The following is a 25,682-nucleotide window of genomic DNA, read 5'->3' as shown; positions in this document are numbered from 1 at the left end:
CTGCATCGAGCGCCCAACGCCCCGCAAGAAAGGCACAGGTCGTCTTTCGTACGAATCGGCCGGTGTTATTATGAAGGGGCGCGCGTGACACTTTACCTCCGGGCAAAGTGTCACAGCCGACAAAATGATGAAATCGGCGGCGAAGGGGGATTCACGTAACCCCCTATATGTGCTTGATTCAGACCTGTTATGTTGCACGCTCCGATCATCGGCGACGGCCGCCCGAAACTGGATATGCCGTCCTTGCTGGAGATGCTTGCGCGGTCCTCGTCTAGGCCGCGCTACGCCTTCATGGTGCTAAATCTAATTGCGCAGGTTTCCCGTTCCGACGGCAGCGCCGGGCCCTTGGTGGCAAAGGGTGGCGGGCTCGTTCCGTTGCGTGACTGGCTTTGCGATGCGCTCACCCCGATGGGCCAGCGTGATCCCCGGCGCGTTGCCCTGGAAGAGCGGATACGAAGCGATCTGGCAATATCAGGCGCATTGCCAGCCGATGCCGATCAGGCCACGGTGATCGTCGACGACGCCATCCGTGAGCAAGTGCGCGCGTCGGGCAAAACCAATGTGAGCCGGGCGGTATCCGAACTCGTGCGCGCTGGCTTGCTCAAGCGGCACTATCAGGGCTATTGCGTCGATCATTATAATCGCGGTGCGCAGCGCCAAGCCGTCTATGTTCTGGCCGGGTGCGCGCGCGGTCTGATTGGCGACCGACAAGAACAGCCGAGATCGGTTCCAAGACAGGCGGAACTGGCGTTCTGACGCCCCGGAATTAGGCCGAATTTAACATAACCGTTATTATCGAACTTAAATCGTGTAGGTGCCATTTAGAAATGACACCCCTCCGCTAGATAGAGATGACACTCTTTGGCCTTGGCGGCGAACGCGGTGTTCATGGTCTTCCCACGGGAGGATCAGACTATGACGGTGCTGGCGATGAGCCAAGGCGAGCTATCGAGATTTGATACACTGATGCGCGTTGAGCGCGGCGAACTTCGGATTGAGGATGCGGCGACGCTGCTTGGACTGAAGCGCCGGCAGATATTCCGGCTGCTGGGCCGGCTCCGCGAAGATGGTGCCGCCGGCCTCATGTCCCGCAAGCGCGGCCGCCCGGGTAACCGCCGGCACAGCGATGCCTTCCGCGAAAAGGTCGTTGCGCTGGTCCGGGAGCATTATGCGGATTTCGGACCGACATTGGCGCGTGAGTATCTGGCTGAGCGCCATGGCATCAGGATCGGCTGCGAGACACTGCGCAAGTTGATGATGGACGCCGGTCTTTGGAAGGATTGTCAGGCCCGTCGCCCTCGCCCGTATCAGCCTCGCTATCGCCGGGATTGCCGAGGCGAGCTGATCCAGATCGACGGCTCAAAACATTGCTGGTTCGAAGATCGCGGGCCGCAATGCACCCTGCTGGTGTATATCGACGACGCGACCAGCGAGTTGATGCACCTCAGGATGGTCGAGAGCGAGAGCACCTTCGCCTATATGGAGGCGACCCGGGCGTACATCGAGCAACACGGCAAGCCGGTGGCCTTTTATTCCGATAAGCACAGCGTTTTCCGGAACGCGCGGGCCAGCGCCGCTCGTGGCGACGGCATGACGCATTTTGGCCGCGCGCTGGATGCTCTGAACATCGAGATCATCTGCGCCAACTCGCCGCAGGCCAAGGGCCGGGTCGAACGGGCCAATGCCACCTTGCAGGATCGTCTGGTGAAAGCGATGCGCCTGGAAGGCATCTCGTCGATCATGGACGCCAACGCCTTTCTCGACAGCTATATGGTCAGGCACAACGAGCGGTTCGCCCGACCCGCCTTCGATGTCCGCGATCTGCACCGCCCCTCGCCCCGCATGACGATCTGCGCGCGATCATGGTCTGGCGGGAGCAGCGGACCGTGACGGCGGCGCTGACGCTGCATTACAACAAGGCGATGTTCATTCTGGAGCCGAACGATGTGAGCCTGAATCTGGCGCGCAAGCGGGTGACGGTCTGTGAATATCCCGACGGCCGACTGGAGATCGAGCATGAGGGCCATGTCCTGCCCTATCGCCAGTTCGACAAGATGCGGCAGGTGAACCAGCCTGCCATTGTCGAGAACAAGCATCTGGACGCGGCGTTGCTGCTGGCAAAGCAGATGCAGGCGATCATGCCCCATCACCGCAAGCGCAACAACGACGCCCCTGCCCGCCGTGACCAGCCCATGCATATGTTCCCCGAGCCAGAACCACCCACGAAGATCGATCGCCGCAAACTGGGTGGTTCGAAGCTCAAGCGCGGTCCCAGGCTGAGCGATGCAGAGTTGCGCGAACGCGGCACGCTCAGGTTCGTTCAGAAGACATGAGCGGGCCCACTGCAGAGCAGCGGGTCCATGGTTCACCACCCCAAGGTCAGCGTATCAGCAGGGTCTGCGCTGCGCTAGGCCGATGGCTCCGCGCCGACCCTGCTGCTATAAATGGTGTCATTTCTATCTAGCGGAGATAGTGTCTTCTCTAATCAGCAGTAACAAATCTTTTGGCGGGTGGATTCTAGATCGAAGTGCGAAATCCTAGGATTTATAGGGGTTTGATCCCTTTTCCAGGAAGGAACATGATGAACGGCTATCAGCATCTGGGTTTGGACGAGCGGCGACAGATTTATCAATTGGCTGTAACCGGACGGTCCGTGCTGCAGATCTCAGCAGCGCTGCAGCGCTGCAGCGCTGCAGCGACATCGTTCGACCATCTATCGTGACCTCAAGCGCAACCGGCATCTCGATGACGAGCCAATGTTTCGTGGCTATTTTCCGACCGCCGCACAAACAATGGCCGACAGGCGCCGGGTGCGTGGTGGCAAGATTGCCCGAAAGCCCGAGCTTGCCGCCTATATCGCCGACCGCTTGTCAGCAGCTTCTTCGCCCGAGCAGATTGCGGGATATCTTCGACGCCATCGCGGTATTCGTGAAGCCGTCTGTCATGAGACCATCTACCTGTTCGTCTATGGGCCGGACGGACGAAGCCAGGGCCTGTGGCGCCTTCCGCCTGTTGCCCGCCGATCCCGATGGCGACGCTATGCGCGCAAGCCGCGCGGTCTGCATATCCCCTTGGCCAACACCATTGGCAAACGCCCTTCCGAAATCGGTAATCGCAGGAGCTTTGGTCATCGGGAAGGCGCCTGATGACCTTCAGGTTGGAATATGGCAAAGCCAACCTCACCTCGCTGGTCGAGCGCCGCAGCCGGTTTACTGTCGTCGCCCGCAATCCCAGGCGGCTTTCTGCCGGCGTCATGTCGGGAATCCAGCACCACTTGCACATGCTGCCCCTTTCCCCGCGTCAGAGCATCACCTTTGACCGGGGAACGGAATTTTCTGCCTTTGCGACACTTCAGAAGAAACTCGCGATGACGAGCTATTTCTGCGAAGCGGCACCCAATCGAAGCACACCGTTTTGCGCCCGTCAGAAGGGCGGGGAAAATGGAAATTGTCAGCTGTCAGCGAAATCAGCACCTGGCGGGCGCTGCCAAGCTCGCGGAAACGCGAAAAGATGAGGCGGATCGCCTCCTGTACCCGGATATCGGGATCCAGCCCCAGGCCGTATTCGCGGTGCCAGATATAGCCGATCGGAACACTGAGGCGCAGTTCTCCCCGCCTTGCCTTGGCGCGCGCCGCGTCAAGCATGCGTGTTCGCAAAATGCCAAGCTCAAACTCGCTGATGCTGCCCTTCATGCCCAACAACAATCGATCGTTTGGTCGACAGGGATCGTATACCCCGTCGAGATCGATCACGCGCGCTTCAACCAGGCCACACAGCTCCAAAAGGTGGTGCCAGTCCCGGCCATTACGGTAAAGGCGCGATGCGTCCAAGCAAAGCACCGCGCCAACCTTGCCCGTGCACAGGCCGCTGGCCAGTCGTTCGAAACCGGGGCGGTCGACAGTGCCGCTGGCGGTCCGACCAAGGTCATCGTCGATCACCTCGACATCGTGAAATCCCCAGCGTCGCGCAACATCGACAAGCTCATATTGTCGGCGCTGGCTCTCCAGGTTGTTCTGGACCTGACCCGGGGTCGACTGTCGGACATACACCACAGCTTTGCGCTTGAGCACCGTGACTGGAAGGAGATCATTGCCCGTCATCGCTGGCCTCCTTCGCCGCGACGCCGGCTGCGGCCATCAAGAGGGTCGCCAGCCTGGCAACAACGGCGCTTCGCTGCGCCTCGCTCAGGCCTCGCATCTGCGGCGTATCGAGCGGCATGCTCAGCTGCTGGGTCAGCATCGATAGCGACGAGGGTCGTGGTAGTGCCTTCATGGCGCGCCTCCTGGATGGCCGTGAGTCCATCCGTCGAAGTCTGCCTGAAACCGCGATCGGTAAGCAGTCCATGAAGCTCTACAAGCCCAATCACCGCAACGCGCGGTTCGCCCATCTCCATGTCGGCGCACAACGCCCTGTCCAGCATCCACTCTGCGACCTGGATGATCTCACCCGGCCTGATCTCTACCCGGATGATCGCGCCATTGGCCCGGTCCTCGCGGCCTTCATGCCGAAAACGACCGCCGTAATATGGATGCCAGCGATAATGAAACTCTACCATCTGCCCGACATGGGCAGAATGACCCTGCGATGGCCTTGGGCAGAAAATCATGGCTCTTCGCTGGGTCAGACCGCGGCGGTCAGCGCACCGCTTTCATGTTGACCCTCATTGGCACGGCGAAGCTCAACGACATCGATCCTCAGGCTCGGCTCGCCGATGTTCTCGCGCAGATCGCAGACATCCCATAAAGTCGTCTCCACGAACTGTTTCCCTGGAATTGGTGCGCCGCCGAAGATCAACGCAAAGCCGCCTGATCCGCGGCCTTCACCGAATGCCTACGCCCTTGCCGGCGAGAACAACGGTGAGGATTGCCATCAACCAGGCAGCATGCGGCGTCCAGCGCGACGACCGCGGAGAGAACCCTGGAGCCCGGCGCGCCCGCTTGCGCGGCGACAACTACGATGGCCGGTTGAGCGGCGACTATGATGGCCGGTAGGATCGGTTGTCTGGTCTGATCGTAGGGAGGGGCGCAGCCCCGACCGGAGAGCGGACCAGACAACCGGTGGCGATCTTTTTCCCCTTCTTTCGGGGGGCAGATCGGGGCTGTGGCGGGCGGTGGTATCGGAACACTCATCGAACAACGAGCGATGGGTTTGCGATGCCGGGCCACCACATTTCCGATCAGCAGGTATTTCTCTTCATGACCCATCGTCGCCAACACACCCAGGCCGTCGCGGCTGCCAAGGCCGGTATCAGCGAACGCAGCGCACGCCGGATCGAGAACGATCCGCAGCTTCCGTCCCAGAAGAAGAAGGAGCGCCACTGGCGCACCCGCGCCGATCCGCTCGAGCCATTCTGGCCACGTATAGAGGAGTTGCTCCAGATCGACGGTATCATTGCCGTCACGGTCTTCGAGACGCTCCAGGACGAGTTCGGCGAGGATGCTGTTCCCGATGCGATACGACGAACACTGGAACGCCGGATCGCCCGCTGGCGGGCACTGCACGGCGGCGAGAAGGAGATCTTCTTCCCGCAGCATCATGAGCCCGGTCGGCAGGGCCTGTCGGATTTCACGGTATGCGACAGTCTCAAGGTCACTGTTGCCGGCGAGACCCTGGCCTATCGCCTCTACCACTTCCGCTTGGCGGCGAGTGGCTGGGAGCATGCGGCTGTCGTGCTGGGCGGGGAGAGCTTTGCCGCCCTTTCGGAGCACCTGCAGGATGCGTTGTGGAAGCTGGGCGGTGCGCCGGCCGAACACCGCAGCGATTCCCTGTCAGCCGCCTACAAAAACCTCAACGCCGATGCGCAGCGGGATTTCACCCGAAGCTATGACGAGCTGTGTCGTCATTACGGCATGCTTGCTACCCGCAACAACCGCGGCGAGGCGCACGAGAACGGATCGATCGAAGGTCCCCATGCCCATCTCAAGCGACGGCTCGATCAGGCCTTACGCCGGCGGGGCAGCCGCGATTTCGTCAGCATCGAGGCCTGGCGCGAGTTCGTTGAGGCGCAGGTCGCCAGACAGAACCGGCGACATGCTGCGCGCATCGATGCAGAACGCAGGGTACTCAAGGCGCTGCCCGCAAGGCGAACCACCGATTTCGCCATGGTCACCGTCGATGTCACCCGCAACGGCACCGTCGCCATCGATCGGGTTACCTATTCGGTGCCTTCCCGCCTCGTCGGACGGCGCCTCAACGCGCATCTCTTTGACGATCGCATCGAGCTCTTCCTCGGTCCGGACAGGGTAATGTCCACGCCGCGTGTGCGGATCAGTCATCCCCACCGGGGGCATAGCATCGATTTCCGGCACATGATCGGTAACCTGCGCCGCAAGCCCGGTGCACTGCGCAACCTCGTCTACCGCGAAGCCCTCTTCCCCGATCACGCCTACCGGCGGGCCTGGCAAGCCTTCGATGCCCAACTCGATGGACGGCAGGCCTGCCGCGATGCCGTCGCGCTGCTCGATATCGCCGCCAGGGGCGACTGTGTCGACGTGCTGGCCCGGCGGATCGATGAGGCTCTCGACAGCGGGCGCTTGCCCGATGTCGATGCGCTCAGGGACGAGTTCCTGCCAACCGCAAGATCGCAGCGCGATGTCGCTATCCCGCCACCCGATCTGCACAGCTACAACAGCCTGATCGCCAGCGGGGAGGTGCACTGATGACCCGCACCAAGGATCAGGCCGCCGCCGTACTGCCTACCCTGCTGAAGGCCTTGCGCCTGCCGAGCATCAACCGCAACTGGAAGCACCTCACCGACACCGCCGATCGCGATGGCTGGCCGGCCGCCAACCTGCTGGCCTCGCTTCTCGAGATCGAGATGGCTGATCGCTCCTCCCGGCGCATCCAGCGCCATCGCGACCAGTCCGGCTTGCCCGCAGGCAAGACCTTCGCCACCTTCGATTTCGACGCCGCCCCCGGCATCCGCAAACCGCACCTCTTGTCCCTCGCCGCCGGTGACGACTGGATCGAGAACGGCGGCAACCTGCTGCTGTTCGGCCAGAGCGGGACCGGCAAGACGCACGCAGTTGCCGCCATTGGCCATGCCCTCATCGACACGGGGCGGCGCGTCCTGTTCTGCTCCACCACCGACATGGTCCAGAAGCTCCAGTCCGCGCGCCGCGACCTCAGCTTGCCCGCCATGCTCGACAAGCTCGACAAGTTCGATCTCATCGTGCTCGACGATCTGTCCTACGTCCGCAAGGACCAGGTCGAAACCAGCGCCTTGTTCGAGCTCATCGCCCACCGCTACGAACGCCACTCGCTCGCCATTACCGCCAACCAGCCATTTTCGGCATGGGACAACGTCTTCCCTGATCCCGCCATGGCTGTCGCCGCGATCGACCGCCTCGTGCACCACTCGACCATCATCGAGATGAACGGCGAAAGCTACCGCAAGCGTTCCGCCGTCGCCCGCATCAACGCCGGCGATTACGACCCGCCCAATGGCGCCCCGGACCGGCCATCATAATTGTCGCTGGCTTCGCGCTCGGGAGCACCCTTGCTGAGGCAACGGGTAATTGTCGCCAGCGGCAATTACATGCCAACCATCCCATGCGCTTCAAACCCTCGCTTCCGGCCAGCGCCAGCGACAATTACCCAGCGTCGTAATTGTCGCTCGACGGTTGCTCCTCGCAACAGCAAATGGTAGCCAGAATTCACCAACCGGCGCGGCCACCTATCGGCCATCAAAATTGACGCCGACCGGACTCCGTAATCGTCGCGCTACACCCGCTGAAACGCTAAGGATCAGCTGTTGACGGTGGCGATTAGAGAACCCCGTGGACACGGCCCATGCTGGGCGGCGGGCTGATCGAGAGGACTGTTCAAGCATAAATTCTCCACTTGCAGGGGAAGATTCATGCTTACTGTCCCCGCAAAATCCTAATGATGTCACCGACCAGCGGCATCGGGTCGCGCCAGTCCCACACATAATAGCCGGTGCGCGGATGGAGATACTCCACCGCAAAGGCGATGCTCTCCCGCAGACGGCTCGGTGGCCTCTGCCCCGGCACGGACACGGCAGCGGGTGCGCGCAATATCTGTACGAGCCGCTTGGCATCCGGGATCGCGTAGCGGGCGCGGCGATTGCTATAGAGAGGCGGCGCGGCATCGCCAGCTTCGGGCACCGCCGCGCGATACTGTTCCCAGGCGAATTGCGCCCCCGCCTGGCTGGCCAGCGGCAAACTGCCCCAAAAGCGACCGTTGATCTCCATTAGCCAGTAAGTACCCGTCGCAGGATCATGGCGATATTCCACCATCGCTGGCCCTTCCCAACCGATATAACGCAGCAGTGCCTCGGACTTCGCCATCTGTGCGCGATGGTCCGACAGGGGAACGGTTGCGCACAGGGTGGACACGCCGCCGCTCGCGGGAAATTCGCGCAGTCGGCGATGCTGGAAGCGCAGCCGAGCCTCCCCGCCCGCCATCATCAGCATCTGCCCGAAGCCGTAACCGCCGCACCAGCCCTGCACTAGCGGCCACACCGCCAGCGCATCATAGGGTACCAGCTTCGCCAGCAGGTCGGTGGCGTCGGTCGCGTAGGCAATCTTCTCGAACGGCAGGCCCGCCGCATCGAGCGCGGCCCACATCGCGGGCGGATCGCTCCATTTCAGGATGGCAGGATAGGGCAGAGTCGCGGCCTTCGCGGCGAAATCCTCACCCGTCAGCGGCTGCCAGCTTGGCGGGCCGGCGATCCCCACAGCTGCAGCCGCTTCCAGCGTGCGCGTCTTATCGAGCACCACCGCCAGCCGGTCGGCGCGCGGGGTCAGGATGCGGCAGCCTTCGATAACCTCCGGCAGATCAGCGAGCGCGATCAGATCGCCCTCGCTGATCGCCAGCAGCACCGCCGCGCCCGTTTCTCGAATCACCTTGGGCAACCAGTCGGCCAGATCGCGCGCCCTAGGCCGCACGACGAAGCGCGCGGTGTGTCGCGAATAGCGCCCGATCGCCTTTACGCTCCTGCCGATGGCGACAACCGGCACGCCAAGGCGGCCAAGCTCGCGCACGACCGTAAGCCCGATGGCGCTGTCCACGCCCAGAACGATGGCAACGGGCAAGGTCATGCGAACTGCAGCGCATTTTCATAGCGGATTGCCGCCCACGCCAGCTGAACCATGCGTGGGTCCGTGCGGACCCGGCTGGGCGCGAGCCGGTCATGCGACAGCATCTCGAAACTATGGGTCGCCACGACGAAGCTATGCTGCCCTTGACTGGCCGCGAACCGCAGGCCTGCGGCCGCCTCCGCCTCGATCAGCGCATTCTGCGCCCTTCCGGTCAGCAACGTCAGACCCTCTAGCGCGAAATCGCCTATATGCCGTCCTAGGCATCCGTCTACGGGCGAGTCGGAAAACCATTCCAGCCGTTCGGTGTGGAAATGCACCTGTACCCCATGCCCACGCGCCATGATCGGCTCGAGCATCCGCGTCACACGATCGGGGCCACGGACGACGCCGGGCATGGGATCGAAGAACATGCTCGTGATCCCGCGCGCTTCCATCCTTTTCATCAGCCAGCCGACTCCATGCTCGCCGGTGACGGACAGCCGCAAATTCTTGTCCGCCGTGATTTCCGTTGCCAGCCGGCTGGCGGGCAATGCCGTGTCGATCGTAGTGGGCGCGCGCGTCATCCGCCGGGCATAGCATCATAGCCTTACCAATTGTTAGCCAATACCAAGGCGCACTGATGTTGAATCACGTTCGGGTGTGCATCGACAAATTCGATAGCCGGTCTGTCCGTCGTCAGAACATTTGGTGCAACTCGCGGCGTAAATTAGCGGAGTGCGGGCCTCGTCAGGGGTTGATGTTTAGGCGGCGAGCTTACGGTGCTGCAAGCGCCGATGCTCGAGGGTCTGTCGCTTGATCTGCGTGTTTCGGAAAATCCCGGACAGATATTTCACTAAATCGCGGACAGGGGGCCTTCAGCGACGATTTTTTCAAGGAGGGTTTGGACTTCATCTTCGTTCCTTCGTCATTAAGACGAAGCCCCAACCCTCCTTAATTCACAACCTCAAATCTGTGCCATTGGTGCTGACGGTGGACAACCTATGAGAATCGGCACGCGGCTTTTACGATCAAGCAATCATTCCTAAGCGTCGTTAACTATCCTCTAACGCTTGCGATGCCATTATATGGCAATGCTAAAAATCGCACCGGGGTGAACATGAGCAGCATCTCCATCAACGACCTCTTGGCTATGCGAAGCGCCATCCTCGACAGGAATGCGGCGCTTCGAAATGTAGCAAGCAGCGCGGGTTCTGTTGGTAGCCCCGGGGGTGCGGGAGCAAAATTCGAAGCAGCGATGGATACCGTGCTTGGAAAGGCGGACGGTGCAGACTCGCTTGCAGGCCCTGGCTCAAACCAAAGGATTTTGGGGACTGAACGCACGGAACCAGGCGGCTTTACCTCTACACTGCAAACACAGCTTCAAAAGATTAATGACATCAACGCTCGCGCCGGCCAGTTGACAGTCGCCTATGAGCGCGGCGAAGAGGTCGATATTGCAAAGGTCATGCTCGCGCGGCAGGAGTCGTCGATCGCCTTCGAAGCGACGCTGCAGGTTCGCAATAGGTTGCTTTCCGCGTATAAGGACATCATGAGCATGCCGGTCTAGCGCAAGCTGTCGACCGTATCATTGTAAGCAAGTCAAGCACCGGATCAGCTATGATGGTTCAGCTCGGCATCGAAGGGTATTATGTTATGAGAAGATCGAGGGCGCTTATCGCGGCCATGTTTCTGTTATCCCTAGCCGTAACGGCTTGTGGCAGCAGCGAAAAAACGTCGGACATCTCCGAGGATCAGATGAACCATTATGCCGGCATAGCGGAGCACGATCACCCGACGAACTCTACAAACGCGACAGCGCACTCGCCTACGCCAAATCCAGCGAAGAAGCAGTAGCGGCCACAGACCGATCAGGAGCCTTTCGGCTTGCGACCGCTATTGTGCATGCTGACGATTTTCCAGCTATTTCCCACGCGCGTTAAGACGCTGGTCGCGACGCCAATACGCTCGGCAACGGCTCCGTTCTTGGGTTCGATCCGATAGCGGTAGGTCTCAGTAGCGAGTGCAACCGGTCCCTCAAAGCGAACGCTGACCTTGTAGTCAGAAAATGTGAACGACTTGAACGCCGCCAGCTCTGGCGCAAGATGATGGGCAAGGTATGTTGTGTAGGTTCCCTCGTAGCCACCCGTTTCGAATATCTGCGAGTCGACCGCGAAGAGATCCTCGGTACCCTTTGCGTCGAGCTTCTTGATCGCCGCCTTGTACTGTGACAGCACCGCCTCCACGGCCCCTGTATCCGCGACTCGCTCAGGCTGCGCGGTGACTGCGATCGGCATGGCCAACGCTGTGGCTACTGCTACTCTCAATACCAAAATCATGTTTCCCCCTTTGATACCGCAAGATGGTTGAGGCCACCATTCATAAGGTGCCCTCAGGAATTCTTGTACCGATATCGCTAGTATTATCAAACCAAGCAAATCCTGCTACCTGAACAAGAGAGGTAAGAGAGGTGGCCGGGTTTGTCTGAACAGGGATCGGCAATGGTTAAGTGGATCGTCTGCCGGGTTCCTTGCCTTGCCAATACGGGGCGTCATGCAGGGAGGGCGTAGCCCGATCGGAGTGACGCCCCGTATCGGTTGCCAAATTCATGCTGCCATCATTACCGGCAGGTTGTCAAAATACGCCTGATCCGGCGTCCTGGCGGCGAGGCTCGAATGTGGCCTCCTTCCATTGTAAAAGTTCAGATAACGACCGATCGACGCGCGGGCTTCGCTGACCCGCCGTAGGCCCGGAGGTAAACCTCCTCATATTTGACTGAGCGCCACAGGCGCTCGACAACGACATTGTCGCGCCACGCGCCCCTGCCGTCCATGCTTATGGCGATTTTTTCTCGGAGCAGCACGCTGGTGAAGGCCATGCTCGTGAATTGGCTGCCCTGATCTGTATTGAAAATCTCCGGTTTGCCGAAGCGCGCCAGTGCTTCTTCCAGAGCCTCAACACAAAAATCGGCTTCCATCGTGATCGACACCCGCCAGGCCAGAACGTTGCGGCTGAACCAGTCCACGATGGCAACGAGATATACAAAGCCCCTCGCCATCGGAATGTAACTGATGTCGGTCGCCAAGACTTGGTTGGGACGCACGATCGCCAGCTTGCGCAGCAAATAGGGATAGATCTTGTGCCCCAGCGCGGGCTTCGATGTGCTCGGGCGGCGGTAGATCGCCTCAATCGCCATCGTCTTCATCAGCGTGCCAACATGCTGGCGGCCGATCTTGAAGCCCTCCTGCCGGAGCAGGTCGCGCAGCATCCGGCTCCCGGCGAATGGAAACTCCAGGTGCAGTTCGTCGATCCGCCGCATGATGGCGAGATCGGCAGGCGGCACCGGTCTGGGCAGATAATAAATGCTGCCCCGGCTGATCCCAAGCTCCCGGGCTTGCCGCGCCAACGGCAGTGCGTGCGAACGGTCGATCATCGTTTTGCGCTCGGCAACAGTCCCGCCTTCCCGAGCGCCCCTGACAAAAAATCGTTCACCAACGTCAGTTCACCGATTTTGGCGTGCAGCGTCTTTACGTCGATCACTGGCTCGGCAGCCTCGCTCCGCGTCTCGCTCCCGAATACACCGGCAGCCCCTTCCAGAAGCTGCCCGCGCCATTGCGTGATCTGGTTCGGATGCACGTCAAACTGCTGCGCCAGCTCCGCCAGCGTCTTCTCGCCCTTCACGGCGGCCAATGCCACCTTCGCTTTGAATGCCGGGCTGTGATTCCGGCGTGGTCGTTTGCTCATCTCTACTCCAGTCACGCGGCCATCCTGGCCGCCGGCAGGCAGAAAATCCACTTATCCCGATGTGCAGTTTTGCCAGGCCACCTCTGATCAGTCAAAGGCGCGTCCTCGGTGAAGACGCGCCCTCGGCCGTCCCTGTTCAGAAAACGACCGCTTTATGCGCACAGACGGACCCGTTCAGAATGCCAAGTGGTATAATCCGCCGTGCATGAAGGTTCCGCCAAGGAACCCCTGGATGGAGATAGCGAGCGTCATCAGGCCAAGCACCACCCAGTACAACGTCCGCGACCGCTCGGGAACCTTACCGTGGCGCGCTGCCATCCAAGCCAGCGCGACGCCGAAGACCGCGATCAACGTCCCGAGCCAGCGATGCGTCATCAGGATCGGGTTGCGGTCGGTCAGGTAGAACCCGCCCGCGAACCAGCCCAGGAACGCCGCCGCGATTGCTCCCAGCGCTCCGACGACCAACATTATATGTGCGACATGCCGATAGTCCCGGTTGCGGCGCCACAACCCGAACAGCTCCACCCCGAACGCACCGATGAACAGTGCGATGGGAAAATGAATGACCATGGTGTGCAGCCGGCCCAGCCAGCTCACAAGCCGTTCACCGAAACTCTTGTTCTTGTTGGCGGTCTCCTCGTGCATGCCGCCCATGTCCATGTCGTCGCCGGCGATGTCGCGGCCGCCCATGTTCATGTCCACGGTCGACATAGAGCCCATGCCCATGTGGCCGTCGCCAGCGTCTGCTCCATCCTTTTTCTGAGTCTCGACTGCGCTGTTAGCACCTGGCCCGGCCCCGAGCGCATCGTGATCTTCATGCGCCGCTGCCGATGTGCTTACTGACATTGCAACCGCAAGGAGCAAAGCGAAGGCTCCGCTTCGTTTACCGCGCATCACCCAACCCCTTGTTTCGTGTTCATCAATGCCCGTTTGCCTCACCCGGCCAAATCCTTTCGTGAAACCCATCGCCCGCTCTTCAAGACGAACTGGGCCGTGGAGCTACACCAGCTGCGGCGACCGCATCTGCCGCCCCAGCCTGAAAAAACCGCCGATCAGCTGCCGTGGCGGGCGAACAGGCGGCGCCCCCCGGGGCCGAAGGCGACCACGTCATAGGCCTGTGCCTTGACGCCCGGCACTTCCATTCCCGGCGAGCCGAGCGGCATACCGCCGACCGCGAGGCCTCGCACACCCTTGGGCCGGGTCGCGAGAGCCCGCTTCATATCGGCAATCGGCACGTGGCCCTCGAAAGCCATGCCATCGGCGATTGCTGTGTGGCAGGACGAGACGTCCGCAGGGACCCCCGCGCGCTTCTGCAGCGCCGGGCGATTGGAATCATCGACGACGCGCACCTGGCGCCCGAGCTGCCGCTGCACCTGCGCTGCCCACTTGGCGCAACAGCCGCAGCCGGGATCGCGGTGCATAACGATCGGGGTGGCCGCGCTGACGGCAACCGGAACCAACAAGGCTGCGGCAGTAAGCGCGGATCGCAAAGCTGTCTTCATGGAAAAACTCCTTGGTCATTCCTCCCGCCCCCTGATTGAGGACGGAAGGAACGAAGGTTATCACTGCGGAGACTTGCCCATCGCCCGGAGCATCGCCTGGAGTTCACTGATGCTCTTGTTTTGCTCGGCAATAGACTTCTGAGCCATTTGCCGGGTCTTCGCATCCGGCGACTGGCGGAGAACGATCTGCGACATGGCAATCGCACCGCGGTGATGCTCGATCATCTTGCGGGTCCAAGTCTCGCTTGCATTGGCCCCCTTGGCCGCCATCATCTTTTTCTGCATCTCCATCTCGGCGGGCATGAAGGGCGTGTTCATGCCAGGCATATCGTGGTGGTTCATGCCCTGCATTTTCGAGTGGTCCATGCCTTGCATCGGCTGCTGAGCCAAAACTGGGCTTGTTGCCATTGCCGCCACAGCCAGAACCGTAATCGCTTTAAACATCGAACTCTCCTTGTTGGACCTGGTTAGCGCAACAAAAACTAACCGGCCTCAAAACCATGTGCGAATGCCCAGAACAAGGCTGGTCGATGACGCATCCTCGCCGTCCTCGCGTGCAAAACGAGCAGAGCGGCCCACTCTGCGCTCGTATGAAACACCGATATAAGGGGCAAACTCGCGCTTCACCTCGTAGCGCAGCCGCAAGCCAAGCTCGAGGTCCGACAAGCCCGAGCCGATCCGGTCTTCCGGAACGTCTTGCGCCGCAAATTCCGCTTCGAGACGAGGCTGGAGGATCAGGCGCTGGGTGATACGCTGATCGTAATACCCTTCAACGCGGCCGAGCACGTCACCCTTGCTAGACAAGAACAGTGCGCCCTCCACATCGAAAAAGCCTGGGGCCAGGCTCTCGAACCCAACCGTAGCGTAGACACGGGAGGGGTTGGGCTTGAAGTCGTAACGAATCCCGGCCTGGAAGTCGGTGAAGGGTCCGATCGCCCGTGCATAGAGCGCCTGCAGCTCCGCCCTTTCCAGGCTTCTCCCAAAGTTCCCTTCGCCTTCGGTTTTAAGAACCAGGCGATTGATGTCGCCACCGTACCAGGCACCGCCATCCCATCGATAGGCGTCGCGACCGTCGCGGACCTGGTATTCGGCCAGGTTAAATATGACCTGCGAGAAATTCTGTCCCCCGTGCATCTGCAGATGCTGCTGCGAATGCGCCATAGCGGCGGCAGAGTAGACTTGGTCCGCGGCCCGATCCGTCGGGATAGGCGGCGGCGGAGCATCGCCGGCCGGCAGGTTGGTCCCGACCATCGCCATGCCCGTCGTCGAAGGCGGCATGCTTTCCATGTCATGACCCGCCATGCCTTGCATGGCCCCCGAACCCTGATCCATTCCCGGCATCGAACCATGGTCCATGCCCGGCATGGCACTTGGCTGGCCGGGGGCAGCACCGCCGGAGGTATCTGGCATCGCCGACATGTCGTGCCTGGCGCCAGGATTTGGGTTGGATCCAGGCGTAGCCATGCCCGGCATGGTCGTCATGTTATGACCGGCGTGAGGATCGGCAACGACCGTTCCAGGGGCCGGCGGCTTGGCGGACCGGCCTGCGGCGGGCTTGGCCCCCGATCCCGCCTTCGCGCGCGGTGTCGACCTGGCAGCGGGCTTCACGGACTTCTTGCGCGCGCCCGGCTTGGTTGCTGCCGGCTTCTTAGTGACAGGCTTTTTCACCGCTGGCGTCTTGGGCGGTGGCATCTTCATGCCCGGCATGTTGGAATGGTCCATCTGTGCGGCCGCGGGCGTTGCCAGGCCAAGCGCCGCGCCGCCCGCGATCAGGAGGAGCTTAAGCTGCATCGCGATTCTCCTCGCCCATCGGGCGAACGGTCACGACACGCATCATCCCTGCGGTCATGTGATAGAGATTGTGGCAGTGGAACGCCCAATCGCCGACCGCATCGGTCGTCACGTCGAACGTCATCTTGCCGCCAGGCGCTACATTCACCGTGTGCTTGCGAGGCGCCAAGTCGCCATGCCCGGTCACCAGTTCAAAGAAGTGCCCGTGCAAGTGGATCGGGTGCGGCATCATCGTGTCATTGATCAGGGTGACGCGCGCGCGCTCGTCCTTGCGGAACGGGATGGGGTCGGCGGGGTCGCTGAGCTTCTGGCCGTCAAAGCCCCACATATAGCGCTCCATATTGCCCGTCAGGTGGATCTCCAACTGGCGCGCCGGGGCACGAGCGTCCGGGTTGCGATCCAGCGCGACAAGGTCGCGATAGGTGAGCACGCGATGATCGACGTCCTCCAGCCCCTGCGGCGGCTCGGCCGTGCGGTCCTTCGGCATCGGCGAGATGGTCTGCACCCCCGGCCCCATCTTGACGCCGGGGGCGTTCTTTGGGTTGCGCATGTTCATGTCCATGCTCATGCCCCCCGAGCCATGGTCCATCCCAGCCATACCGCCGGCACCCATTTGGCTGTGGGCCATTCCCGCCATCGCGCCAGAGTTCATTTTGCCATGATCCATGCCGGCCATGCCCGCCATCCCGGACGCCACCGCGACCGCTCCGTGGTCAGTCGGTCCCTTCCAGCCGGTTAGCTTCCACAGGTTACGCGATGCGTTCTGCTGGACCGTGGGGTCGAGGCCGCGCTTCGCCACCGGGTTCTCGTCGGACATCCCCGACATTCCCTCCATCCCCTTCATGCCTCCCATATCCATGCCCATGTCGGTCATGGTCAGGAGCGTGCGCGGGCGAAGCGGCGGGACTGGGGCGATCATGCCCTCGCGCGGTGCCAGGGTGGCGCGCCCCATGCCGGAACGGTCGATCGCTTCGGACACGAAGCTGTAGGCGCGGTCGCCGGGCGTCACGATCACGTCGAACGTCTCCGCGACCCCGATCTGGAACTCGTCCACTTCGACGGGCCGGACGTTCTGGCCGTCGGCCTGCACCACTGTCATTGGCAGGTCAGGGATGCGGACGTTGAAGTTGGTCTGCGCCGCGGCGTTGACGATGCGTAGCCGGACGCGCTCCCCCGGCCGGAAGAGACCCGTCCAATTGTCGTAAGGCCCAAAGCCATTGACCAGGAAGGTGTAGGTCGAACCCGTGACGTCCGCGATGTCCGCCGGGTCCATCCGCATCTGCCCCCACTTCAGGCGATCCTTGAGGGGCATTTCCCGTCCGGCGAGCAGTCCACTCAGCGTCGGGCGCTGATAGTTGAAATAGGCACCGCCCATCTGCTTGAGCTTGCGGAAGATCTCCTCACCGGTCATCTGGCTGTGATCGGAGAGCACGATCACATGCTCGCGGTCGAATGCGATCGGGTCGGGTCCCGCGGGATCGATGACGATGGGGCCGTAGAGCCCGCCCTGCTCCTGCTCGCCCGAGTGGCTGTGGTACCAGTAGGTGCCTGACTGCACGACTGGAAATTCGTACACGAAAGTCGAACGTGCCTTGATGCCGGGGAAACTGATGCCCGGCACGCCGTCCATTTGGAACGGCAGAATGAGGCCGTGCCAGTGGATCGAGCTATCCTCGTCAAGATTGTTGGTCACCGCGAGCCGGACCTTCTGGCCCTCCTTGAGGCGGACGAGTGGCGCCGGGACCGTGCCGTTCACCCCGATCGCGGGCGTTGTAATTCCGTCCATGACCAGCTTCATCCGGTCGATCGTCAGGGCGATTTCCGTGCCCGATACGATCGGCAGCGGCTTGGCGATGCCGCGCGACACGGGTTGCGCCCAAGCTGGCAGGTAGGCCGACATGGCCAGCGTGCCGCCGAGCATGGCGGTTCCGCGCATCACGTCGCGCCGGTTCAGATTGCGGCTCATGCCGTTCTTTCGCTCCATTCAATGCTTGCGGCCGGCGGGAGGGGGCCGCCGTCGTTACCCTTCATTACGCGCGAACCGGCCCATCCCCTCATGCGAAGTCGAAAATTTTCGACAACTTCGCGCGCGCGCGCCGGAGCCGCATCTCTACGGCCTTGCCGCTGATCCCCAGCGCGGCTGCGGTCTCCGCTTCGGACAAGCCTTCCACGGTCCGCAGCAAGAGCGTCTCCTTGAGCGTTGCCGGCAGCTCGGACACCGCGCGCGAAAGCCGGGCAAGTTCTGCGCGATCGAAGGTGACGGTGTCGGCACCTGGCGCCTCGTCTCGCTCACCCTCGATCGTCTCAGGCGGCAGCGAAGAGGCGAACGATAGTATCTGGCGTATGCGTCGCCGCCGAAGCCAATCGCGGCTCTTGTTGATTGCCACGCGGGCCAGCCACGCAGCGAGCGGCCGATCTCCGTCATACTTTCGCAAGTTCTGAAAGGCGGCCGCGAAGCATTCCTGAGTGAGGTCAAGCGCCTCTTCGGCATCGCCGATATGTGCACGGATCAGGCGGTAAACCGGCCCCTTGTGCCGGCGCATGATCTCGGCGAAGGCGGCCTGACGTCCAGCGAGCGTCAAGGCGGCGAGTTCGCCGTCCGTGCAGGCCGAAAGTTCAAGACTCACCGCGCGTCTGCGGTCAGCGCCTTCACCACCGCGCGGTCGAACGTCCTCGCCTGGTCAGGCCGCAGGATCTGCCGCATCGCGAACATATGGTTCAACGTCTCCTTTTGGAGCTCGCCCATCGTGCCGTGCGAACGATCGACAGCCGCCGCGACCTGCGGCCCATTGCCATGCTCGACTTCAATGGCGTCGGCGAGCCGCGCGTTGTCGGCCCTGAGTTCCAGCTCCAAGGCACGCCTTCGGACGGCGAAGCGAGACTCCAGCGTCTGGAGTTTGGTCCGTTGAGCCTCGTCCAACTCAAGCCCGTCGTGGAGCAATCTGTGAAGCTCCACGCCTGGGGTCGTCGACGAAGGAAACACTTCGCGTCCAGCCCACACGCCTGCGACCGCTGCTGTGAACGCGATGGCCGCGATCAGCATCGTTCTCCGGGCGCTGCCCGTCACTGGAGCGCCAGCAAGGTCGAAGGCGCTAGCGGCGCGGCAGGCCCGAAAGGCGTCAGCGTCGGCATCTGCGCAGGCGCCGCTGCGGACGACAATCCGCCGCCCACCACTCCCAAGGCGACCGCGCCTACCGCTGCCAGCATGCCAGCCCGCAGTGTCACTCCGCTGCCCGCGCGCTGCTCCGCCGCGATTAATCGCATGACATCCCCTTCCAGTTCAGCGAGCCGGGGATGAAGCGGCTGCTCGGCAAGGCGGCGCAACGCGCTGTCTAAATCCATATCCATGTTCCTTCCTCCGTCTTGCTCACATCCCTTACGCACGGCCGGCGAACACCCCTCGAATCCGACGTGAACGAATACCCCGAAGCGCGAACGCCCCCGAGCGCCGCGGCGCACTCTTCCATTGCGTCCAATCGTTCACAGCGCATGCTGAGACGCACCAAAACAGTGTTGATGTCGCTCCTTGCTAGCCTCTAAAGCTATGGTTTGGCCTGGGCGGGGGGCCGATCGATCCAAATTGCGGTCGGTTTGCGATCTAAAGCAAATTGTAAAGAGTTTATTAACCGCGTCTCTTTACTGTTCGGGCATCCCTCCTCCCGAGAGAGCGCATGCCATACTTGATCGATGATGCGATATATACTGCGAGTGCGATCAGCATCCTTCTGGGCATGATCGGGCTCGCCTGTGTCATGACCTGGCCATTTCTACGTTGCTTGCGGCGGGTGATCGTCGTCCAGAGCGTGGGCGCGGTGGCGTTCACGCTTCAATTTTCCGTCCTTGGTGCCTCGACCGCGGCGGTCGCATGCGGCATCTCGCTTGCGCAGCTCTTGATTGCGCTGACGGTGCGGGATCGTGGAGTACGGTCGGCGCTCAACATTGCGAGACTCGTCACGCTCCTGACGCTTGTCCTATTTACTTGGGTAGGCATAGCGTCGCTTTTCGCGGCCAGTGGAGGCATCATAAACATGAGCGCGCGCAATCAGCCGTCGCCCATGCGGATGAAAACAGTGTTCCTGATCGGCTCTCCTTTTTGGTTAGCGCACAACATCATGGGTGGCGCACTGTCCGCCCTTACAGTGGATCTCATATCGGTCTTCACTAACATGACCGGTTTGTATTTGGCTTCGATCGAAGCGCGAAAGTGTTTGCAGGGAGAGGTGTCCGACACGGTCTGGCGACGAGTAGGAATCTTGTACGGGACTTTCTCCGGCCGGCGCTCGGGTGGCGCCGGCACTCCTGGGCTGAGCGGTCCCGCCGCAGCGCAACAGGAGTGCCGCGCATGATTGATGTACCGGCATCCGTCGCAGCTACACCCCTCCTCGCCAGGCAGAACGTCAATACGCGAACCTCGCCCAAGTTCATTGCCCGACCCGCGAGCGTACATGACGCAAAGGCACTGGCAGCTCTGAAGACAGCGCTGAGCGTCGAGACAGAGCACATGGTGTTCGACGTCGCTGATCCACATGCGCTATTGAAGCGCTGCAACTCTGAGTTGCAGGCTTCGAAGCTCGGAGAACAAGGCATTTTCGTCGTAGAAACCCGGAAACACATTGTCGGCTATATTGATGTCAGGAGAGTAACGGTCGAAGGAGCATATGAGTTTGCATCGTTTAATCTGGCAATCCGTCCACAATACTGGGGCAACGGACTTGGAGCACAGCTGATTTCTCTAGCGGAAAAATGGGCTAAAGGACGCCAATTGCGCTTCCTTATGTTCTTAGTCGCAATTCGAAATCATCGCGCAAGGGCGCTCTACGATCGTCTAGGGTATAGCATCTGTGATATAGTTCGGGTGGATGATAATAATGCGATCGCAGCCGATGAAGCATACATCATGGGACGTATGATCCTCGAAGCAGATTGTTCTGCCCCTCCTGAGTCCGGTGCGGATCACGATGTTGGGAGTGGGCTATGCTAAACGTCATGTACCTCGGCGTTTTCGTGCTAATGACTGTTTTGGCTGTTCCAGCGACTGCGCAGGTGACTGCGAGCAACCCAAGACCACGGCCGGCGCACTCAAATTCTTGCAGGATATGTTGGCTCGTGGTCCAGCTGAAGCAATGCCCTGGCCGGGATTCGCGCGTGCGTCGAAAGTGACAAAGGTTTTCAATGGCAATTGCTTGATGACCTTGTCGCTAGCTGACCAAGATCGATCTGGCGCGAGCGATTGCGGTGCGGGGTCGGATGTCGACGAATGCACCGCAATCCGCGGTCGAGATCGTGGGAGGGGTGCAGCCTTATAAAGGAATCGACTTTTATTTGGGCGACAATGCCGCAGTACGTCGTGTGTTGGATGAATGTGTACGTCGCGCCAGCACTGCTCCGTCCCCCTGAGCGTAAAAGTTTAGAAGTTCACCCTAATCGTCGCTCGCGCGGTGGTCGGCGCACCGGGCATGACGTTGTTGTCGTTGTAGGCGGACGAGAAATAATTGCTGTCGAGGAGGTTCTCGACGTTGATTTGCGCCTCGATGTGGGGGGTGAGCTTGAAGAACGCGGCGGCATCGACGCGGGTGAACGCAGGCAGGACGGCGGCATTGCTGACGGAGGTGAAGCTTTTTGACTGGTGGTAGACGCCGACCCCCCCTCCCAAGCGAGGGGTGAAGTCGTAGCGGGTCCACAGCGAAGCCTGCTGCTTGGGCACAAGCGGGACCTCGCGGCCCGCAGGAGCCGCACTCGTGGTCTTGCGGATTTTTGCGTCCTGCAGCGTGTAGCCGGCGCTGATTTGCCATTTGGGTGTAATCGCGCCGTTGAGGCCGATCTCAAGCCCTTTACTGCGCTGCGCGCCCGTTAGCACCGTCCGCGTGGCGTCGTTGGGGTCGGTCGCGCGGGTGTTGGTGCGATCGAGCCGGTAGACGGCAGCGGTCAGGTTAAGCGTTGGGGAAACATCCCATTTGAGGCCGACTTCGTAATTGTCGAACTTCTCTGGTTCCAGCGCGGCGGTTGTTATGTCGAGCGATGAAAACTGATCGCCCGATTGCGGCAGGAAGGACCGGCTATAGCTGGCGTAGATCGAGACGGGTTGCACCGGCTTCAGCACTACCCCAAGGCGGGGAGACCAGAGGGTGTCGGTCCGGCTATAGCTCCGCCCGGCGACGAGATCATCGATGCTGAGCTTGAAGCGGTCGCGGCGAACGCCGCCGATGACATCGACATGTTCGCCGATCGAGATCTGGTCCTGCACATAGAAGGCCGTGGCGTCGGCATTTGTCCGGATAGACCGGTAGCCGGTGTTGGCGGTGGTGCGCAGCGTGACTAGCGGCACCGTGATTTGGTCAGCCAATGCCACAAAGACGCGCCGCCCTCCATTGACGATATCACCACTTCCGAAAAAGCCATTGATCCGCTGGTTGCGCGTGCGCTGATCGCTATATTCGAAGCCGGCGAGCAGCACGTGGCGGACGGGGCCGGTGGTGACGGTCCAGACGAGATCGTTCTGGTTGAGCAGGTTCTTGCGCGTCGTGGGATCGCTATATGCCTCGAGGCCGACGCTCTGGACGGCGTCGCGCGGGGTGGCCGGGGTTACCGCAAAGGCGTTCCGATAGAGCTTGTCATAATCTCCGTAGAGGACCCGACTGGTTACGGTCAGGTTGTCGCTAAACCGATGCTCGATGCGCCCGCTCAGGACCTTAGCCTCGAAATCGCTGACGTTGAATCCCGGCACACCAAAAAAGGTATCGCGAAAACCGGCAAGGGGGCGTGACGGGCTCGTCAGAGAGCCTTGCGTAGCCGAGGGAACGCCTCGATCGATCGTGCGCTTGTCATTGTTGTATTCGAAGCCCAGGTCGATCCGTGTGGTGCCGCCTAGCGATACGGCAAAGGTCGGATTGATCGCGAGCCGGCGTCCGTCGTAGAAGTCCCGGTTGCTGTTGAACTCCTCATAGACGGCGTTCAGTCGAGCCGAGGCGGACTGGCTGATCGGTTGGTTGATGTCGGTGTCGATATACCATGCGCCATATGTATCCGCCGAACCGCTGCTACTGATGAAGGCGTTGGCACCGGGGCGCTTGGTGACGCGGTTGACGATCCCACCCCCACCACCGCGCCCGAAGATCATTGCGTTGGGACCTTTCAGGACCTCGATCCGCTCTGCGTTGTAGAGGCCGCGGTAATATTGCACGTCGTCACGCAGGCCATCGACAAAGAAGTCCGCGGTGCTGTTGTTGCCGCGCAGAATGATCTGATCGCGGTGACCCTCACCCTGAGATATCACCGCGCCGGGGACATAGCGAAGCACGTCGGCGATCGAGCGCATAGCTTGATCGTCAATCTGCGCCTCGGTGATGATCGATGCCGCCTGTGGAACGTCCTTGAGACTGGTCGGAGTGCGGGTGGCGGTGCTGGTCGCATCGACCTGGTAGCCGTCCCGGACGCCGGTGACGATGATTGTTTGGCGGGCATCCGTCGTCGGGGGAGCTGGCTGATCCTGGGCCGCTGCGGGCACGGCCATTAATCCAAGGCCTAACGCGCCGCTCAATGTACTTTTTTTCATTTCACCCCCCTTGCGAATCGTTCTCAATGTGTGCGCCGCCCTATAATATATGCAACTGCTTCGCAATAGTAATGCGTACTCGAAAGTTGCAGTTGCATTTCAAGGAAACACCGACACTCCAAAAGAAACTCGCGACGACGAGCTATTCCTTTCTGCCATCGGCACCCTAGCAAAAGGGCAGCGTGGAAAACAGCTACGGTCGCATACGGCGCTTCCTGCCGTCTGAGAGACCTCTGTGGTTGCCGCCCGTGAGGCAAGAAGTTTCTGAACCGGTGAACAGGTGATCGAGCGCGGTCTTCTGTCAGGCCTTTGATTGCAGCGTTTTCCAGAAGACGCTGGCCGGTATGGTGATCCGCGGATCAGGTCCAAATCTGATTCACGAGCTCGAAGCTCGGGACTCTTAACTGGTTTTCCTGATCCAGATCTGTTCGATCATTTTGCCCATTCGGGTCGTCGCCTTCTCACTCCCCCTTGCCAGCTGGGGCCTTGCGCAGCCTTTCTATCAGGCGGCGATTGCCGTTGCCGGGGTTCGATAATCTTCCTGTTTCGTCAACATCGCCCAGATCATCCGGGCCATCTTGTTGGCCAAGGCGATTGCCACCAGCATCCGTGGCTTGCGCGCCAGCATGCGGGCTAGCCACGGTGTTTCTGGGATCGATTTTCGGCCCATCCAGTTCAATCGCGACATTGCGCCCATGATAAGCAGCTGCCGAATGTCGCTTTGCCCAGCCTTGGAGACACGGCCATGACGTGTCTTGCCTCCGCTCGAATGCTGTTTCGGCACCAATCCCAGCCAAGCGGTGAAGTCCCTGCCGCATTTGAAGCTCTCCATTGGCGGGGCAAACGCTTCGACCGCCAAAGCCGGCATCGGCCCCACTCCGGGCATGGTCTGTAGCCTTCGGGCCATGTCTGCTTGTCCTGCCAGGTCCTTGATCCGGCGGTCGCTTGTCGCAATCCGCACGGTCATTGCTTCGATCTGCTCCAGCAAATCGCGGCATTCAATCCGGGCAATCTCAGGCAGATCACTGTTGGACTCGGTGATGATCGCGGCGATCCGGGGCAAATTATTGACGCCTTGCGGCACCACATGACCGAGCTCGTAAAGAAAAGCGCGCAGCATGTTGACCAGTTCGGTGCGCTGTTGAACTAGCCGGGTCAGTTCGGATCCTGCCACACCCCGCCGCCGCAGCCTCGGACTGCTTTCCCTCACGGTTTTCAACGCCCGGTCGATCGTCGCTGCGCTCATCTGCAACAACTTCGCCTTGATCGCAGGTTCCAGGTCAAGATGGCCATGGCCTTCCATGGCCTCAATCAGGATCGGTATGAGTGGCCGCAACCGCTTACCGCAGAGGCGGTCGCTCGCTTCCCACAATAGGATCAGCGCGGTTCGCACCGCCTCGGTATAAATCCTGCGCTCGGGACGCGCCGTCTGCCGCGACGGCGCCTTCTCTCGCAAAATCCGCATCGCATGCTTGCGGTGCAATCCTGTGACTGCGACGAACTCGTCGAGAACCTTGCCCTTGCTCGTTCGATCAGCCGCGCGATACCGCTCGCCAACCGCTTCAACCAATTCTCTCCGCGTCGCCATGCTCACCTTCCTCATCGTTTACTCCCTGCCACCGTCGGGAGCATTTTAGATGAGGCAACTGGACAACAATCGGGAGCAATTCAGGCGAGGCAATGCGCTGGCTGTTCAGTTCGTCACGCTTCTTGGCGGCAAGGACGTATCCGCGCTCGATAAATGGCTCGAACAGGCAACTGACAGTGAACTTAGCAGCTTTGCGGGCGGCATCACACGGGACATTGATGCAGTCAGGGGCGGGATCACGACCCGTTGGACGACGAGCCCGGTCGAAGGTCAGATCAGTAGAGTCAAAGCCATAAAGCGGCAGATGTACGGACGAGCAAACTACCAACTCCTGCGACAGCGAGTGTTGCTGGCCGCCTGATCATCGATCAGGCCTCCAAAGGCTTCCTCGAGCAGACTGCACCAAAGATGCGGAAGAACCCCTGATCGTCGCGCAACACAAATTTGACGAACTTCTGAATCGGGCT

24 protein-coding genes and 4 pseudogenes are annotated in these 25,682 nt (G+C 61.1%); 12 read left to right on the top strand and 16 right to left on the bottom strand.

All coding sequences use genetic code 11. The features are described 5' to 3' along the window. Window positions 1-189: 189 nt before the first annotated feature. The 4 genes and pseudogenes from CEQ44_RS05500 to CEQ44_RS24905 all read left to right on the top strand — a co-directional run bounded on the left by CEQ44_RS05500 (window position 190) and on the right by CEQ44_RS24905 (window position 3,146). Window positions 190-756, top strand: coding sequence for a hypothetical protein (locus CEQ44_RS05500; protein ID WP_088185274.1), 567 nt, complete (start codon window positions 190-192; stop codon window positions 754-756). A gap of 159 nt (window positions 757-915) precedes the next feature. Continuing rightward, a pseudogene (locus CEQ44_RS05495) lies at window positions 916-2,333 on the top strand (ISNCY family transposase). Between the two features lie 245 nt (window positions 2,334-2,578). Then, the gene (locus tag CEQ44_RS24910; protein WP_239019129.1) at window positions 2,579-2,722 is read left to right on the top strand and encodes a hypothetical protein; all 144 of its coding nucleotides are present in this window, start codon (window positions 2,579-2,581) and stop codon (window positions 2,720-2,722) included. 34 nt (window positions 2,723-2,756) lie between these two features. Then, window positions 2,757-3,146, top strand: a complete 390-nt coding sequence (locus tag CEQ44_RS24905; RefSeq protein WP_239019128.1) for a hypothetical protein — start codon at window positions 2,757-2,759, stop codon at window positions 3,144-3,146. Window positions 3,147-3,383: 237 nt separating this feature from the next. Here CEQ44_RS24905 and CEQ44_RS05485 read toward each other — a convergent pair. Further along, window positions 3,384-4,100, bottom strand: a pseudogene (locus CEQ44_RS05485) (recombinase family protein); the annotation flags it as partial. Further along, window positions 4,087-4,272 (bottom strand): hypothetical protein, encoded by a 186-nt coding sequence (locus CEQ44_RS23905; RefSeq protein ID WP_130753559.1) that lies wholly within the window; start codon window positions 4,270-4,272, stop codon window positions 4,087-4,089. The gene CEQ44_RS23905 and the pseudogene CEQ44_RS05485, both read right to left, overlap by 14 nt. On the opposite strand from CEQ44_RS23905, the gene CEQ44_RS24285 reads away from it, so the two are divergent. The 4 genes and pseudogenes from CEQ44_RS24285 to istB all read left to right on the top strand — a co-directional run bounded on the left by CEQ44_RS24285 (window position 4,271) and on the right by istB (window position 7,468). Next, window positions 4,271-4,657: a hypothetical protein gene (locus CEQ44_RS24285; RefSeq protein ID WP_170271945.1), complete on the top strand. Its 387-nt coding sequence runs from the start codon at window positions 4,271-4,273 to the stop codon at window positions 4,655-4,657. The genes CEQ44_RS23905 and CEQ44_RS24285 overlap by 2 nt on opposite strands. After that, window positions 4,585-4,809, top strand: a pseudogene (locus CEQ44_RS05480) (transposase domain-containing protein); the annotation flags it as partial. The gene CEQ44_RS24285 and the pseudogene CEQ44_RS05480, both read left to right, overlap by 73 nt. Before the next feature lie 386 nt (window positions 4,810-5,195). Continuing rightward, entirely contained in the window at window positions 5,196-6,659 is a 1,464-nt protein-coding gene (istA, locus tag CEQ44_RS05475) for an IS21 family transposase (protein ID WP_167331044.1), read from the top strand. Continuing rightward, complete coding sequence (gene istB, locus CEQ44_RS05470) at window positions 6,659-7,468, top strand: IS21-like element helper ATPase IstB (protein ID WP_020818758.1); 810 nt, start codon at window positions 6,659-6,661, stop codon at window positions 7,466-7,468. The genes istA and istB overlap by 1 nt, the downstream gene beginning before the upstream one ends. A 394-nt stretch (window positions 7,469-7,862) precedes the next feature. Here the strand turns inward: istB and CEQ44_RS05465 are convergent, their stop codons facing one another. Then, entirely contained in the window at window positions 7,863-9,062 is a 1,200-nt protein-coding gene (locus tag CEQ44_RS05465; RefSeq protein ID WP_088181955.1) for a carboxylate--amine ligase, read from the bottom strand. Then, on the bottom strand, window positions 9,059-9,625 hold the full coding sequence (locus tag CEQ44_RS05460) for a hypothetical protein (protein ID WP_052027594.1): 567 nt from the start codon (window positions 9,623-9,625) through the stop codon (window positions 9,059-9,061). Before CEQ44_RS05460 ends, CEQ44_RS05465 begins: the two co-directional genes overlap by 4 nt. A 533-nt stretch (window positions 9,626-10,158) precedes the next feature. Here CEQ44_RS05460 and CEQ44_RS05455 point away from each other — a divergent pair. Then, window positions 10,159-10,608, top strand: coding sequence for a flagellar hook-basal body complex protein FliE (locus CEQ44_RS05455; RefSeq protein ID WP_037472259.1), 450 nt, complete (start codon window positions 10,159-10,161; stop codon window positions 10,606-10,608). 301 nt (window positions 10,609-10,909) lie between these two features. Here CEQ44_RS05455 and CEQ44_RS05445 read toward each other — a convergent pair whose 3' ends face one another. The 10 genes and pseudogenes from CEQ44_RS05445 to CEQ44_RS05400 all read right to left on the bottom strand — a co-directional run bounded on the left by CEQ44_RS05445 (window position 10,910) and on the right by CEQ44_RS05400 (window position 19,423). Continuing rightward, window positions 10,910-11,335 (bottom strand): nuclear transport factor 2 family protein, encoded by a 426-nt coding sequence (locus CEQ44_RS05445; protein WP_249042064.1) that lies wholly within the window; start codon window positions 11,333-11,335, stop codon window positions 10,910-10,912. Between the two features lie 309 nt (window positions 11,336-11,644). Beyond that, window positions 11,645-12,782 (bottom strand): annotated as a pseudogene (locus CEQ44_RS05440) (IS3 family transposase). Between the two features lie 174 nt (window positions 12,783-12,956). Then, window positions 12,957-13,748, bottom strand: a complete 792-nt coding sequence (locus CEQ44_RS05435; RefSeq protein WP_239018768.1) for a DUF2231 domain-containing protein — start codon at window positions 13,746-13,748, stop codon at window positions 12,957-12,959. An 86-nt stretch (window positions 13,749-13,834) separates the two neighbouring features. Beyond that, window positions 13,835-14,284 carry a DUF411 domain-containing protein gene (locus CEQ44_RS05430; protein WP_088181957.1) on the bottom strand — a complete coding sequence of 150 codons (450 nt, stop codon included), beginning with the start codon at window positions 14,282-14,284 and terminating at the stop codon, window positions 13,835-13,837. Between the two features lie 60 nt (window positions 14,285-14,344). Continuing rightward, window positions 14,345-14,728, bottom strand: coding sequence for a DUF305 domain-containing protein (locus CEQ44_RS05425; protein WP_088181958.1), 384 nt, complete (start codon window positions 14,726-14,728; stop codon window positions 14,345-14,347). A 48-nt stretch (window positions 14,729-14,776) separates the two neighbouring features. Further along, complete coding sequence (locus CEQ44_RS05420) at window positions 14,777-16,075, bottom strand: copper resistance protein B (RefSeq protein ID WP_088181959.1); 1,299 nt, start codon at window positions 16,073-16,075, stop codon at window positions 14,777-14,779. Continuing rightward, a complete protein-coding gene (locus CEQ44_RS05415; RefSeq protein ID WP_088181960.1) occupies window positions 16,065-18,041 on the bottom strand; it encodes a copper resistance system multicopper oxidase in 1,977 nt (658 codons plus the stop codon). The genes CEQ44_RS05420 and CEQ44_RS05415 overlap by 11 nt, the downstream gene beginning before the upstream one ends. An 88-nt stretch (window positions 18,042-18,129) precedes the next feature. Next, window positions 18,130-18,702, bottom strand: coding sequence for an RNA polymerase sigma factor (locus tag CEQ44_RS05410; protein ID WP_088181961.1), 573 nt, complete (start codon window positions 18,700-18,702; stop codon window positions 18,130-18,132). After that, a complete protein-coding gene (locus CEQ44_RS05405; protein WP_088181962.1) occupies window positions 18,699-19,118 on the bottom strand; it encodes a periplasmic heavy metal sensor in 420 nt (139 codons plus the stop codon). Before CEQ44_RS05405 ends, CEQ44_RS05410 begins: the two co-directional genes overlap by 4 nt. 20 nt (window positions 19,119-19,138) lie before the next feature. Further along, on the bottom strand, window positions 19,139-19,423 hold the full coding sequence (locus CEQ44_RS05400; protein WP_066861361.1) for a hypothetical protein: 285 nt from the start codon (window positions 19,421-19,423) through the stop codon (window positions 19,139-19,141). A 323-nt stretch (window positions 19,424-19,746) separates the two neighbouring features. On the opposite strand from CEQ44_RS05400, the gene CEQ44_RS05395 reads away from it, so the two are divergent. Both CEQ44_RS05395 and CEQ44_RS05390 read left to right on the top strand, forming a co-directional pair. After that, window positions 19,747-20,421 (top strand): YgjV family protein, encoded by a 675-nt coding sequence (locus tag CEQ44_RS05395; RefSeq protein ID WP_088181963.1) that lies wholly within the window; start codon window positions 19,747-19,749, stop codon window positions 20,419-20,421. After that, the gene (locus CEQ44_RS05390) at window positions 20,418-21,056 is read left to right on the top strand and encodes an N-acetyltransferase (protein ID WP_088181964.1); all 639 of its coding nucleotides are present in this window, start codon (window positions 20,418-20,420) and stop codon (window positions 21,054-21,056) included. Before CEQ44_RS05395 ends, CEQ44_RS05390 begins: the two co-directional genes overlap by 4 nt. Before the next feature lie 426 nt (window positions 21,057-21,482). Here the strand turns inward: CEQ44_RS05390 and CEQ44_RS05385 are convergent, their stop codons facing one another. Together CEQ44_RS05385 and CEQ44_RS24900 are read right to left on the bottom strand one after the other, a co-directional pair. Further along, a complete protein-coding gene (locus tag CEQ44_RS05385; protein WP_256960026.1) occupies window positions 21,483-23,585 on the bottom strand; it encodes a TonB-dependent siderophore receptor in 2,103 nt (700 codons plus the stop codon). Between the two features lie 544 nt (window positions 23,586-24,129). Continuing rightward, the gene (locus tag CEQ44_RS24900) at window positions 24,130-25,230 is read right to left on the bottom strand and encodes an IS110 family transposase (protein WP_081912715.1); all 1,101 of its coding nucleotides are present in this window, start codon (window positions 25,228-25,230) and stop codon (window positions 24,130-24,132) included. A gap of 34 nt (window positions 25,231-25,264) precedes the next feature. Between CEQ44_RS24900 and CEQ44_RS05375 the strand changes: the two genes are divergently transcribed. Next, entirely contained in the window at window positions 25,265-25,576 is a 312-nt protein-coding gene (locus tag CEQ44_RS05375; protein WP_239019071.1) for a transposase, read from the top strand. Window positions 25,577-25,682 lie beyond the last annotated feature (106 nt).

This window comes from Sphingobium sp. Z007 (assembly GCF_900013425.1).
Taxonomy (GTDB): Bacteria; Pseudomonadota; Alphaproteobacteria; order Sphingomonadales; family Sphingomonadaceae; genus Sphingobium.
This window is presented reverse-complemented; position numbering and strand designations above follow the sequence as displayed.

Coding starts and splice junctions, on each gene's coding strand:
- CEQ44_RS05385 (WP_256960026.1), bottom strand. CDS start 23,585: ATGGCCGTGCCCGCAGCGGCCCAGGATCAGCCAGCTCCCCCGACGACG.
- CEQ44_RS05425 (WP_088181958.1), bottom strand. CDS start 14,728: ATGTTTAAAGCGATTACGGTTCTGGCTGTGGCGGCAATGGCAACAAGC.
- CEQ44_RS05405 (WP_088181962.1), bottom strand. CDS start 19,118: ATGCTGATCGCGGCCATCGCGTTCACAGCAGCGGTCGCAGGCGTGTGG.
- CEQ44_RS24285 (WP_170271945.1), top strand. CDS start 4,271: ATGGCGCGCCTCCTGGATGGCCGTGAGTCCATCCGTCGAAGTCTGCCT.
- CEQ44_RS05465 (WP_088181955.1), bottom strand. CDS start 9,062: ATGACCTTGCCCGTTGCCATCGTTCTGGGCGTGGACAGCGCCATCGGG.
- CEQ44_RS05435 (WP_239018768.1), bottom strand. CDS start 13,748: ATGGGTTTCACGAAAGGATTTGGCCGGGTGAGGCAAACGGGCATTGAT.
- istB (WP_020818758.1), top strand. CDS start 6,659: ATGACCCGCACCAAGGATCAGGCCGCCGCCGTACTGCCTACCCTGCTG.
- CEQ44_RS24900 (WP_081912715.1), bottom strand. CDS start 25,230: ATGAGGAAGGTGAGCATGGCGACGCGGAGAGAATTGGTTGAAGCGGTT.
- CEQ44_RS05460 (WP_052027594.1), bottom strand. CDS start 9,625: ATGACGCGCGCGCCCACTACGATCGACACGGCATTGCCCGCCAGCCGG.
- CEQ44_RS24910 (WP_239019129.1), top strand. CDS start 2,579: ATGATGAACGGCTATCAGCATCTGGGTTTGGACGAGCGGCGACAGATT.
- CEQ44_RS05375 (WP_239019071.1), top strand. CDS start 25,265: ATGAGGCAACTGGACAACAATCGGGAGCAATTCAGGCGAGGCAATGCG.
- CEQ44_RS05455 (WP_037472259.1), top strand. CDS start 10,159: ATGAGCAGCATCTCCATCAACGACCTCTTGGCTATGCGAAGCGCCATC.
- istA (WP_167331044.1), top strand. CDS start 5,196: ATGACCCATCGTCGCCAACACACCCAGGCCGTCGCGGCTGCCAAGGCC.
- CEQ44_RS05390 (WP_088181964.1), top strand. CDS start 20,418: ATGATTGATGTACCGGCATCCGTCGCAGCTACACCCCTCCTCGCCAGG.
- CEQ44_RS05430 (WP_088181957.1), bottom strand. CDS start 14,284: ATGAAGACAGCTTTGCGATCCGCGCTTACTGCCGCAGCCTTGTTGGTT.
- CEQ44_RS05400 (WP_066861361.1), bottom strand. CDS start 19,423: ATGGATATGGATTTAGACAGCGCGTTGCGCCGCCTTGCCGAGCAGCCG.
- CEQ44_RS05445 (WP_249042064.1), bottom strand. CDS start 11,335: ATGCCGATCGCAGTCACCGCGCAGCCTGAGCGAGTCGCGGATACAGGG.
- CEQ44_RS05415 (WP_088181960.1), bottom strand. CDS start 18,041: ATGAGCCGCAATCTGAACCGGCGCGACGTGATGCGCGGAACCGCCATG.
- CEQ44_RS23905 (WP_130753559.1), bottom strand. CDS start 4,272: ATGAAGGCACTACCACGACCCTCGTCGCTATCGATGCTGACCCAGCAG.
- CEQ44_RS05420 (WP_088181959.1), bottom strand. CDS start 16,075: ATGCAGCTTAAGCTCCTCCTGATCGCGGGCGGCGCGGCGCTTGGCCTG.
- CEQ44_RS24905 (WP_239019128.1), top strand. CDS start 2,757: ATGTTTCGTGGCTATTTTCCGACCGCCGCACAAACAATGGCCGACAGG.
- CEQ44_RS05500 (WP_088185274.1), top strand. CDS start 190: ATGTTGCACGCTCCGATCATCGGCGACGGCCGCCCGAAACTGGATATG.
- CEQ44_RS05395 (WP_088181963.1), top strand. CDS start 19,747: ATGCCATACTTGATCGATGATGCGATATATACTGCGAGTGCGATCAGC.